This window comes from Arthrobacter sp. CAL618 (assembly GCF_000468215.1).
In the GTDB taxonomy this organism is placed as follows: domain Bacteria; phylum Actinomycetota; class Actinomycetes; order Actinomycetales; family Micrococcaceae; genus Arthrobacter_D.
This window is the reverse complement of record NZ_ASZW01000044.1, coordinates 35,186-47,220: the sequence shown is the minus strand read 5'-3', so window position 1 is coordinate 47,220 and position 12,035 is coordinate 35,186. Positions and strand designations below refer to the sequence as shown.

At 63.6% G+C, this 12,035-nt stretch carries 7 protein-coding genes, 1 tRNA gene and 1 pseudogene; 3 read left to right on the top strand and 6 right to left on the bottom strand.

What is annotated here, in order from left to right; translation table 11 throughout:
- Nucleotides 1-104 precede the first annotated feature (104 nt).
- Nucleotides 105-884 (top strand): PspA/IM30 family protein, encoded by a 780-nt coding sequence (locus K728_RS0102620; protein ID WP_024475749.1) that lies wholly within the window; start codon nucleotides 105-107, stop codon nucleotides 882-884.
- A 108-nt stretch (nucleotides 885-992) separates the two neighbouring features.
- Nucleotides 993-2,393: a cryptochrome/photolyase family protein gene (locus K728_RS0102615; protein ID WP_019481688.1), complete on the top strand. Its 1,401-nt coding sequence runs from the start codon at nucleotides 993-995 to the stop codon at nucleotides 2,391-2,393.
- Between the two features lie 119 nt (nucleotides 2,394-2,512).
- Here the strand turns inward: K728_RS0102615 and K728_RS0102610 are convergent.
- From K728_RS0102610 to K728_RS0102600, 3 genes are all read right to left on the bottom strand, one after another.
- Nucleotides 2,513-2,586 (bottom strand) — tRNA-Met (locus K728_RS0102610).
- Nucleotides 2,587-2,657: 71 nt separating this feature from the next.
- Nucleotides 2,658-5,681, bottom strand: a complete 3,024-nt coding sequence (locus K728_RS0102605) for a UPF0182 family protein (protein WP_026040929.1) — start codon at nucleotides 5,679-5,681, stop codon at nucleotides 2,658-2,660.
- Nucleotides 5,682-5,897: 216 nt separating this feature from the next.
- A complete protein-coding gene (locus K728_RS0102600) occupies nucleotides 5,898-6,998 on the bottom strand; it encodes a YlbL family protein (RefSeq protein WP_019481686.1) in 1,101 nt (366 codons plus the stop codon).
- 303 nt (nucleotides 6,999-7,301) lie between these two features.
- On the opposite strand from K728_RS0102600, the pseudogene K728_RS18225 reads away from it, so the two are divergent.
- Nucleotides 7,302-8,740: pseudogene (locus tag K728_RS18225) on the top strand (zinc-dependent metalloprotease).
- Between the two features lie 258 nt (nucleotides 8,741-8,998).
- Here the strand turns inward: K728_RS18225 and K728_RS0102590 are convergent.
- The 3 genes from K728_RS0102590 to K728_RS22670 form a co-directional block, all read right to left on the bottom strand.
- Nucleotides 8,999-9,547, bottom strand: coding sequence for a M48 family metallopeptidase (locus K728_RS0102590; RefSeq protein ID WP_019481684.1), 549 nt, complete (start codon nucleotides 9,545-9,547; stop codon nucleotides 8,999-9,001).
- Between the two features lie 9 nt (nucleotides 9,548-9,556).
- A complete protein-coding gene (locus K728_RS0102585) occupies nucleotides 9,557-11,662 on the bottom strand; it encodes an ATP-dependent DNA helicase UvrD2 (protein ID WP_024475747.1) in 2,106 nt (701 codons plus the stop codon).
- A 2-nt stretch (nucleotides 11,663-11,664) separates the two neighbouring features.
- Nucleotides 11,665-12,035 (bottom strand): NAD(+) diphosphatase (locus K728_RS22670; RefSeq protein ID WP_337587484.1); only part of this gene is annotated, 371 nt, incomplete at its 5' end.

Sequence of the window (12,035 nt, the reverse complement as noted above, 5' to 3'; positions counted from 1 at the left end):
GCTTCGGCGGTGGCGGCGGCGACTTCTAGCCCGCAAAACTCATAATCCTCACCCCGTAGGGGTGAATATTTACCCAGAACAGACGCTAAGCGAAAGGCAACCCCATGGTAAAACAGTCAATTTTCGGACGTATTGCCCAGCTGGCCAAGGCGAACATCAACTCTCTCCTCGACCAGGCCGAAGATCCCCAGAAGATGCTGGACCAGATGGTCCGCGACTACACCAACAGCATCGCCGAAGCGGAAAGCGCCGTGGCTCAGACCATCGGCAATCTGCGGATGTTGCAGGAAGATTATAAAGAAGATCTTGATAACGCCCGTAATTGGGGCAACAAGGCCCTCGCCGCGTCGAAGAAGGCCGACGAATACCGCAACGCCGGTGACACTGTCGATGCCGAGAAGTTCGACAATCTTGCGAAGGTCGCAATCCAGCGTCAGATGACCGCCGAGAATGAAGCCCGTGGCGCCGAGCCCACCATCGGCTCGCAGGAAGAGATTGTTGAGAAGCTGAAGACCGGCCTCAACCAGATGAAGGGCAAGCTCAACGAACTGACCAGCAAGCGGGACGAGCTGATTGCCCGGTCCCGGACTGCTCAAGCCCAGCAGCAGGTTCACGACGCGGTCAAGAGCATCGACTTCATGGATCCCACCAGCGAAGTCGGCCGCTTCGAAGAGAAGATCCGGCGCGAAGAGGCGAGGGTTCTTGGCCAGGCCGAACTGGCGAACTCAAGCCTGGACTCCCAGTTCGAAAGCCTCGAAGACCTCGGCGAGCAGACCGAGGTCGAAGCCCGGCTGGCTGCCCTCAAATCCGGCGGTTCCTCCGGGCGGACTCCGTCCGCCATCGGCCAGGGTAGCGACACGGACGAGTACCAGCCTGGCCAGTAACACCCAGTAGTGCATCCGGCCGGCGTCACCCACCCAGGGGGCGCCGGCCTTCTGCTGCCCGGGCAGACAAGCTCAGCAAAGCGGGGCGCTGCAGGTAGATTAGCGTGCATGGCACCAACTATCGTATGGCTCCGCGACGACCTCCGGCTTGGCGACAATCCAGCCCTCTCTGCAGCGCTCGACATCGACGCAGACGACCTCATTATTTGCTATGTGCTTGATGAGGAAAGCCCAGGAATTCGACCCCTGGGCGGGGCGACCCGGTGGTGGCTGCACCATTCCCTGACCAACCTGTCCCATGCCGTTGAGGATCTCGGCGGCCAACTGGTCCTGCGGTCGGGCCCGGCCGGAGCAGTGATCCGCGGGCTGGTCGCTGAATCCGGAGCGGAACGCGTGCTGTGGAACCGGCGCTACGCCCAACCCGAGCGGACGATCGATGCCGACCTGAAATCATGGTGCGGGGACACCGGAATCGAAGCAGCCAGCTACCAGGCGAATCTGCTCTACGAGCCATGGCAGGTCACGACGGGCGCTGGCGGCCCCTATAAGGTGTTCACGCCGTTCTGGCGGGCCTGCAAGAACCAACCGGAGCCCCGGGCACCCCTGGCGCCACCCAAACGGCTGGCGGGGCCAACGCTGGCGTCGGAGGAGCTCGTCTCCTGGCAGCTGCTGCCGACCACGCCCGATTGGTCGGGGGGCCTGCAGCAGCAGTGGCACCCCGGGGAAGCAGGTGCCTGGGAACGGCTGGACGATTTCCTTGATGGCCCAGTCGAGGGTTACGCGGTGAACCGTGACCTTCCGGCGGTGGAAGGCACCAGCGGAATCTCACCGCACCTCAGATTCGGCGAGCTCAGCCCCTTCCAGGTTTGGCATGCGGCCAAGGCATCGACCAACTCATCGGCTGCCCGGGACATCCAGGTTTTCGGCTCCGAAGTCGGCTGGCGGGAATTCTGCTGGCAGCTGCTCTTCCACAACCCCGATCTGGCCACCCAGAACTACCGACGGGACTTCGACGGTTTTGCCTGGCAGACGCCTACCCAGAGCGAACTCGGAGCCTGGCAGCAAGGCCGCACCGGTTATCCAATGATCGACGCCGGGATGCGGCAGCTTTGGGACACCGGGTGGATGCACAACCGGGTACGGATGGCTACCGCCTCCTTCCTCATCAAGAACCTCATGGTGGACTGGCGGGTTGGAGAACAATGGTTTTGGGACACGCTGGTCGACGCTGACTCCGCGAGCAACCCCGCCAACTGGCAGTGGGTCGCTGGATCCGGAGCTGACGCCTCGCCCTATTTCCGAATTTTCAACCCGGTGACGCAAAGCAAGAAGTTCGACAAAGAGGGGATCTACCTCAAACGCTTTGTCCCGGAACTCAGGGACGCCGGCAACATTCACGAACCGTGGAAGGACGCTAACGCCCCAGCGGGGTACCCCTCCCCCGTGGTGGACCTGGCAGAAACCCGCGAACGGGCACTGTCCGCCTATCAGGACCTGCGCGGCACCTAGGAACCCCGCAGCGGGCAGGGATGGCGTTCGAACCGCGACCCTACCCGCTGCTTTCCGGCCTTGAGCACAAAAAAAGATCCCGGTCAGTGTGTCTAACATTGACCGGGATCTTTCTCTTGTTGCGGGGACAGGATTTGAACCTGTGACCTCTGGGTTATGAGCCCAGCGAGCTACCGAACTGCTCCACCCCGCGGCGTAGACTCAACGTTACGGCCCCGGGGTGGATAGTGCAAATCGGCGGGATTTGGGAGGCTACTTGCCGCCCTATTCCCCTGCTGGTGCGGTCCCTGACTGACGTTCCTCGGCGTCAAGCGCCCGGGCCAGAGCGTCGCTCAGTCGATCCTGAGCTTCGCCATAGGCTGCAAAGTCGCCGTCAGCGAGGGCGTCCTGGCCGTCCTGGATGGCCGTGTTGGCATCCTCCAGGGCCGCCCGAAGATCGGCTGACGGGTCGTCGGTGCCCCCAGCGACAGGCTCAGTCGGCTCGGGGGCGGGCTCGCCGTCGGCGGGATCACCTTCTGCAGGAGGCGCAGCAGGGTCTGCCGGGGTCTCACCCACGTTCTCGGTATCACCTGTCACGGCTCCCGAGTCACCACCGAACACCTGATCGAGCGCCTCGTCCAGGGTTGGCGCGAAGCCAACCTCCTCACCGAAGCTCACCAGAACGCGCCGGAGAACCGGGAAGGATGAATCACCCGAGGACTGGACATACACCGGCTGGACGTACGCGACGCCGCCACCGATTGGCAGCGTCAGCAGGTTCCCGCTGATCACCTCAGAGGCACCCTGTCGCAGCAGGTTGAGCTCCTGCGACACTGTGGTGTCCGAGTTGAACAGGTTGGCTGCCTGACCTGGTCCGACGGCTGAGTCACGGCCGGAAGAGTCAAGCAGTCTCAGGGTGCCATAGGTATCGGATTTCACGCCGTCCTCGCCGGTGCCGGCGTCGCCATCTGCAGCGAGGAAGCCGTACAGCACATTTCGTGCTTCCTGGCCCGCCGGGACGAAGGGGATGAATGGAGTGGTCAGCGAGAAGCTGGCCCCCTCCTGTTCCGGCATCTGCAGCGTTAGGTAGTAGGGCGGCTGTGGAACGCTGATGTCGTCGCCCTCGAGGGTGGGATCGTTCGGGACGCTCCAGGCCTCGTTGTTGCTGTAGAACGGCTCGGTCTCGGTCACGTGGTACCGGGCGAGCAATTCGCGCTGCACCTTGAACAGATCCTCCGGGTAGCGGACGTGGGACATCAAATCAGCTGACATCTCGCTATAGGGCTGCAGCGAGGAGGGGTAGATGTTCTGCCACGCCTTGAGAATGGGGTCTTCCTCGTCCCAGGCGTACAGGTCCACCGATCCGTCGTAGGCGTCAACCGTCGCCTTGACGGCGTTCCTGATGTAGTTGACCCGCTCCGGTGGGAGCGCCGTGGCAAGACCCTCGGCGGTCAGCGAGTCCTGGGTCGCCGACTGGAGTTCCTGCTGCGTCGAGTAGGGGTAATCCGAGGTCGTCGTGTACCCGTCGATGATCCACTTGACCCGACCGTCGACGATCGCTGGATAACTGTTGCCATCGAGCGTCAGGTACGGGGCGACCTTCTCGACCCGTTCGACCGGGTCCCGGTCGTAGAAGATCTGGGATTCGCTGTTGACCTGATCCGAGAGCAAAAGATCAGTCGACTGGAACTTCAGCGCGTAGACCAATCGATTGAAGATGTTTCCCACGTTGGGTCCGCCGCTGCCCTGGAAGGTACTGCGAGACTGCTGATCGGATTCTTCGCTCTGGGGACGGTCGATCTCAATCGGGTTCGCGCCTTCAGGAGCTCCAACCACCGAGTACAGCGGTGACTCCTCGCCGAAGTAGATCCGCGGCTCGTAGGTGGACTCGTCCCCGAGCGCACCGGTTGAGGGGATGCCAGACTGGATGAACGTGGGGCGGCCATCCGGTTCGGTGGTCGAACCGGCCGCGGCGACAATGCCGTAACCGTGGGTATAGAGCACATGCTCGTTGATCCAGCCGTCCGGCACACCGGCGGTGTTCAGCTCACGGACAGCGATCACCGTGTCCTCAATCTCACCGTCGATCTCGTACCGGTCTACGTTGAGCGTCTGGGGGAACTGGTAGTACTGACGGAACTGCTGCAGCTGGCTGAACGCGTCGCTGACCAGGTTCGGGTCAAGCAACCGGATGTTTGCGGTGGTTTCGCCGTCCGCGTTGAGAGCGCCCGCTTCCGGTGTCTCTACCGGGTTGTAGTCGGTGGTCTCCACCTCGTCGAGACCGTAGGCGGCGCGGGTCAGATCGATGTTTCGTTCAATGAACGGTTCCTCGCGGCTGAACTCGGACGGCACCACCTGGAAACGCTGAATGACCCACGGGTACACTCCACCAGCAAGAATCGCCACGATGACGAGCATTGCGGTACCGATGATCGGCAACCGCCACCGTCCGATGACTGCTGACACGATGAACAGAACAGCGACAATAATGGCCGCCGCGGCAAGGATCGCCTTGGTGGGGATTACCGCGTTGACGTCCGTGTACAGGGCCCCATCCCAGTTCCCTCCGGTGCCGGTCAGGGTGGCATACCGGTCCAGCCAGTAGTTCACGCCCTGAAGGAGCAGGAACAGGGCAGCCAGCACAGCGACGTGAATCCTGGCGGCCTTGGAAGTGAAGAGTCCCTTTTCCTCAAGGCGGATTCCGCCGTACAGGTAATGGGTGAGGACACCCGCGATGGCGCTGATGATGACCACGCTGATCAGGAAGCCGACCACGAAGGTCAGGAACGGCAAAGTGAAGACGTAGAAGGCAATATCCAGACCGAACTGCGGGTCCTGCTCACCAAACGGTTCCTGGTTGAAGAACAGCAGGACTGGCTGCCACTGGGAGGCGGCCGCCGTTCCGGCGAATGCGGCCAGCACCACGGGGATGCCGAGCATCAGAAGGCGACGGATCGGTTCAAGTTGCGCCTGATACCGGTTCAGGTTGTCCTGGACAGCACTGTCGGGCGCGTAAATTGGGCGGGACCGGTAGGCCACCCGAAGGCTGAAGTACACGCTGGCGCCCATAATCAGGAAGGCAGCCGCGAACAGTCCGATCCGTGAAAGGTTTTCGGTGACGAAGACCTCCACAAAGCCGAGCTGGTTGTACCACAGGACGTCAGCGTAGACCTGTGAGACGTATACGAAGGCGATGACCAGAACGGCCAGCACCACCAACGTCGGGATCAGCGGGCTGCGTCTTTTCGCGCTACTGGAATTGGTTTGGCTCGGCCTGCTGCCGAACGGCCGGTCTGGTCCGGAAGTCACATTTACCTCATCGTTGGATCCGTTGGATCACGGAAACCGCTCTCGAACCGCCAAAATCAGCGGCACGACGGACTGGTTCCATGAATCTCCATTCTGCCTTGAACACGTCCGGGCCACCCAATTTCGTTCCGATCCGGGCGGCCTGACACCAGATCGAAATGAAACCGTGTCCAAATCACCACCCACCACTGCCGGGAAGCCGGTCGACTGGCCGACCTACCCGGCTTCGCAGGTGGGGAGGGCCGAACCGTCCTCGCCCGCTCCCAGCGTGCGGACAGCTTCCGCCGCGTCGTCGAGTGTCTCCACCCGCACCACCTGCAAGCCGTCCGGTACATAGCCCACCACTTCATTGCAGTTCGCGGCTGGGGCCAGGAACACTTCAGCTCCAGCTTGCCGTGCACCGGCTAGTTTCTGGCGAATTCCTCCGATCGGCCCCACCTGACCCGCAGAGTCGATGGTGCCCGTCCCCGCGAAGTGTTTACCGCCGGTGAGTTCGCCCTCGGTGAGCAGGTCAACAATGCCCAGGGCAAACATCGATCCCGCCGAGGGGCCGCCGACGTTGTCGAGCGCAATAGTGATATCAAAAGGGAAGGTGAAGTTGGCGACCAGACCCACGCCGAGCTGGAAATCGCCCCCCTCGGATTCCTTGGGGGTCACCGCCTCGGTGACCTCCCCGCCGTCGCGCAGTAGCCCAAGGTCGACTGAGTCGCCGTTCGCGGCGTTCAGGGACTCCCGGAGGACCCCGATGTTCGTGATGTCAGTGCCGTCCACCGAGGTGATGACGTCGCCCTCTTCCAGAATGCCGGTAGCTGCCGCATCCTCGATCAGGCCCGCAACCGAGAGTTCCTCGTCGAAGTCGATATCGAGGTGCCCGAGCGCAGCAGCGATAGCCGATTCCTGCGATGAGGTCATGGCGACGGCGTTCTGCTCCTGGATGTCTTCCTGGGTGGCGTCCGGCGGATACCGGAGTTCGCGTGGCACCACAGATTCGGTGGGATTCAGCCAGGCTCTGAACACTTCGAAGATGCCAAGCTGGGTCCCCGGCCCACCCGTCACATACACGGTGGTGAGGTCGAGGTCGCCGGAGGTGGGGTAGGTCTGGCGGCCCTCTACTTCGATCAGCGGCTGGGAGTCGATTTCCCCGATCGTGTTGAACGTTGGCCCAGGCGATTCGACCACATAGGGCGCCGGCAGCAGGACGGCGGCGCCGCCCAGGAGCAGCGCGAGGAACCCGGACACTGCCATCACAGTGAACCGGGGATCCCGTTTGGCCCTGGTGGGCGGCACTGGCGGGTCGTTGTAGGTGGGCTGGGTCAACAGGAAACCTTCTCTTCGTCAGACACTGCGCATGCCCTGGTGGTCCTTCATGCTGCTCTGCCGCGGCCGAACCGCGCATCATCGAGCTTCTTTAGCGTACTTCCTGGGCGCGAGTCCAGCACCCATCGACCGGCCGCCGCCGCTTTGCCCTCAGCGAACGGTTCAGCGCGTTCGGGACAACCCCGCGACACGGCGGGTAACGTGGAAGAACCGACACGATGTTCGACGACTGTGGCTAGAGCCCACAACCAGCAGTAGACGAGCAGCCCATCCCAGCAGCCAATTCCAGGACCGGTGGTAGCAGTGACCTCCAACCCGTCAGATCCGTCCAACGACGACGGCGACACCCCCAAGGATCCCCTCTCCGAGATGCTGGCCCGTCTGATGGGCGGCAATGCGCAGGGCATGGATCCGCAGGAGCTCGCCAAAGCCGCTGGTCTGCCGTCCGATCCGCAGGCCATGGCGATGATGATGCAGCAGGTTCAGGCAATGTTCGCGGCACAAAGCGATGGGCCGGTGAATTGGCAGCTCGCCCACGACCACGCGCGCCGCGTCGCGGCAGCCGATGGGGACCCCTCGGTCACCCCTCAGCAGCGCCGCGACGTCGATGAGGCGCTGAGGCTTGCGGAGATGTGGCTCGACCCTGTCACCGATTTCCCCTCCACCAACACCCTTGGCCGCGCGTGGTCCCACGCGGAATGGGTCGAGGCCACCATGGACACCTGGAAGCGCCTCACGGAACCGGTGGCGGTGAGCATCGCCAAGGCACTGTCCGACGCCATTTCCGGGCAACTGCCGGAGGAGATGAAGACCATGATGGGCGGCGCCTCCTCGATGCTGCAGAATCTTGGTGGGGCGATGTTCGGGATGCAACTCGGCCAGGCCGTGGGTGCCCTGTCCAAGGATGTTGTAAGTTCCACCGACATTGGGGTCCCCCTGGCAGAGGGCCAGATGGCCCTGTTGCCAGTGAATGTCGCGGCCTTCGGCGAGGGTCTGGATATTCCCGAGCAGGAAGTCAGGCTGTTCCTCGCCGTCCGTGAAGCCGCCCATACCCGGTTGTTTACCCAGGTCCCCTGGCTTTCAGGGCACCTTCTCGGTGCAGTTGAGAGCTATGCCCGGGGCATTCACATCGACATGTCAAAGATCGAGGAAGTGGCACGGGACATCGACCCGTCCAATCCCGAGTCCATGCAGGCTGCCCTTTCCGAGGGTGTCTTCATGCCGGAACGTACCCCGCAGCAGGACGCTGCGCTGGTGCGGCTCGAGACTGCCCTGGCCCTGGTGGAGGGGTGGGTCGATGAACTGACCGCCGCTGCCACCGCGAATCTGCCGTCGTCTGCGGCGCTGCGGGAAATGGTCCGCCGCCGGCGCGCCACCGGCGGGNCGGGCCGGCCGAACATGCGTTCGCTTCCCTGGTGGGCCTTGAATTGCGTCCACGACGGCTACGCGACGCTGCCACGCTCTGGGCCCATCTCACCGCCGAACGGGGCATCGAAGGCCGCGATGCGGTGTGGGAACACCCCGATCTGCTACCGACCGCCGAGGATCTCGACGACCCTCAGGGGTTCAGCCAGCGTCGACAGCTCGCCGAGTCGTCGGATTCCGAGGTGGACGCTGCCCTGCAGCGGCTACTGGACGGCGGCTTCGACGAAACTGAGGAGACCCCGTCACCAGACGAGTCGCCCGAGTCCGGGGATCAGCCAACCAACGGCGAAGGTTCCCCGGAGGGCGGCAAGCCCTAGTACCTGAGCAGGGCACAGCTCAGCTGGCCACCCAGTTCGGCCGGACCGGCGTCGGGGTCAGCCGTCCTGCTTCGGCCCCAGGATGTTCGGCGACTGGGGCGACAAGGCGACGGGGGTTCGATCGGGGTCTTCCGTCGTGCCATCGACGCAGGAATCAACCTCATCGACACCGCCAGCATTTACGCCTCCGGGGGTCACCAGTGGGATGATTGGCCCGCACGATGACCCAGCTCGAATCGTTGCTCGGTGCCGCAGCCGCTAGTGGCTTGCCATTCCGTGGTTGGAAGCGAAGGACACACCTTCAAGGAACGCTTTAGCTGCTTCCGTTCGGGGATACGCCTCTAGTAGCCGCCAGAACATGCGGTTGTGGGAGGGCTCAATGAGGTGGGCCATCTCGTGCAGGATGACGTAGTCAACCACCCAGGTGGGCATTCCCTGCAGCTTGTGGGAGAGGCGGATGGTCTTGCGGGCCGGTGTGGCCGATGCCCACCGGGAATTCTGGTTCGTCACCCATCCGATGCTCACCGGTTGGCCGCGCCCGGCCAGATAGGCTTCCGACAGTGCCCCGGCGCGCTGCAGGAGCTCTTCCCCCGGGTTGGTCTGGTCCGCGCCGTCCAGCGCCGGGGTCAGCGACTGCTGTTTGGACAGGAGTTTGGTGACCATGCGGTGCACCCAGTCTTTTTCCTGGGCCGCGGTGAAGTGGGCTGGGATGGAAACGATCACGACGCCGTCGCGCAGGTCAGCGCTGACGGTCCGCCTGCGCTTCGCGGACCGTCTGACTTCGACGGGCGGATCCTTGACAGTCATGGGTTGCTCTCACTCACTTTCCGCGATGATCAACAGCACCGATTCCCCGTACTTCTCGAGTTTGGCCGGACCAATCCCGGCCAGCGCCCCCAGTTGCTCGATCGTTGTTGGCCGTGCCTCGGCAATAGCGACCAGGGTGGCGTCGGTGAACACAACGAACGCGGGCACGTCATTTTCGCGAGCCTGGTCCAACCGCCAGGCCCGCAACGCCTCAAAGGTGGCTTCCTGGTACGTCGCCGGGCAGTCACCACATCGTCCGATCTTTCGTTCGGAGCCGGACCCAAGCACCTTCCCACACACCCTGCAGGTCGACGGAGCCGACACCTTGCGGCTTTGCTTGACCTTGGGCGTCCGGAAGGCCCGATCACCGGAAACGCCTGGGCGAAGCCCGTCGAGGAACCGGGTCGGTTTCCGGCTGGCCCGCCCTCCCGGGGTGCGAGCGGTGGACCAGGAGAGCGCCAGGTGTTCCCTCGCCCGGGTGATGCCCACGTAGAGGAGTCTGCGCTCCTCGTCGACAGCCTCCGGCGTGTCAGCGAAGGAGATCGGCATCAGACCCTCGCTGAGGCCGACCAGGAACACGGCATCCCATTCCAGGCCCTTCGCCGCGTGGAGCGACGCGAGGGTGACGCCCTGTACCGTCGGTGCGTGCTGGGCGGCGGCCCGTTCCTCGAGCTCTGCCACGAAATCCTGAAGGGTGAATCCGTCAGCAGCCCGGGCCGCGCTGAGTTCGTCAGCCAAGGCGACCAGCGCGGCGAGTGACTCCCACTTCTCCCGGACCGCTCCCGAGCTCGCCGGCGCCACCGAGGTGTACCCCAGGCTCGCGAGGATGTCCCGCACCAGTTGCGGGACATCGTCTGTTCCTGCGGTTCTGGCGCCGGCACGCAACTGCAGCAGCGAATCTCTGACTTCCCGGCGCGCGAAAAAACGCTCACCGCCGCGAAGCTGATAGCCAATACCGGCGCTGGCGAGCGCCTGTTCATAGGCCGCTGACTGGCCGTTCGTGCGGTAGAGGATCGCGATCTCACTCGCCAGCACCCCACCATCCATGAGCGCCTTGATCCGTCTGGCCGCTTCGGCGGCTTCCGCTTCATCGTCGCTGCACTCGGTAAACGAGGGTTCCGGACCGGCGTCGCGCTGGGCAATAAGCTCCAGCGGGGTAGACCAACTCGAGGAGCCTGCCTGACGGCCGGTTTCTGCGGTTCGCGCGGCCAACAGGTTGTTGGCTAGTTTGACCACCTGCGGCGTCGACCGGTAGTCGCGAACCAACCGCACCACCTGTGCACCCTCATACCGACCGGTGAAATCAAGCAAATGCCGCGAGGTTGCCCCGGTGAATGAGTAAATGGTCTGACTGGCATCACCCACCACGCATAATTCGCGGCGGTCACCGAGCCACAAATCCAGCAACCGCTGCTGCAGCGGGGAAACGTCCTGGTACTCGTCCACCACGAAATGCCGGTACTGGGCGCGCACGGTGGCCGCCACCTTCTCATCCTCCTGCAGGATCCCCACAGTAATCAGCAGCACATCCTCGAAGTCAATGACGTTGCGGTCGAGCTTCAGGTCCTCGTAGCCAGCAAAGATACGGGCGACTGTTGTGTGGTCCATGCCTGCGGGCTCGACCCGACCAACCGCCGCGGCTGTATACCGCTCGGGGGTAAGCATGGACACCTTGGCCCATTCGATCTCCGCAGCAACATCCCTGATCGCGGCCCGGTCCGTCGATAACCGGAGCCGCCTCGACGCTTCTGCGATGAGCTGCGCTTTGTGGTCCACCAGAGCAGGCAGGGGGCCACCCACTGCCTGTGGCCAGAAGTATTGCAGCTGCCGCAGGGCGGCGGCGTGGAACGTCCGCGCCTGCACTCCCGAGGCGGACAGGTCGCGGAGCCTGGTCCGCATCTCCGCGGCGGCCCGCGCCGTAAAGGTCACCGCCAGCACCTGTTGTGGTTTGTAGACACCGGTGTGGACACCATAGGCAATCCGGTGGGTGATGGCCCTGGTTTTACCCGTTCCCGCGCCGGCGAGAACGCAGAGCGGCCCGGTCAGCGTGGAGGCGACTGTCCGCTGTTCATCATCGAGGCCGGCGAGGATCCTCTCTTCGAGAGTTGTCTCCATACCTAGAGCCGGACCCCCTCGACTGCCAGGTCCAGCGAGCCGCCGTACCAGTGTTCAATCAGCGCCCGTGAGACTGAAGCTCCAGTGGGGATAGTGATCTCGCCGCTTCGAACTGCCTCAAGCAGCTCCGTCCGCGTGAACCATCGGAGGTCCACGATCTCCGCACCATCCGGCACCTGGTTGGTGTTCACGGCAGTGGCGATAAACCCCACCATCAAGGAGGCGGGGAAGGGCCACGGCTGCGAGCCCAGGTACAGGGGTGAGTGGACCTCGATACCTGATTCTTCCGCCACCTCGCGGATAACAGCGGCTTCCAGCGACTCTCCCGGTTCGACGAAACCCGCCAGGGTGGAAAACCGTCCCTCGGGCCAGG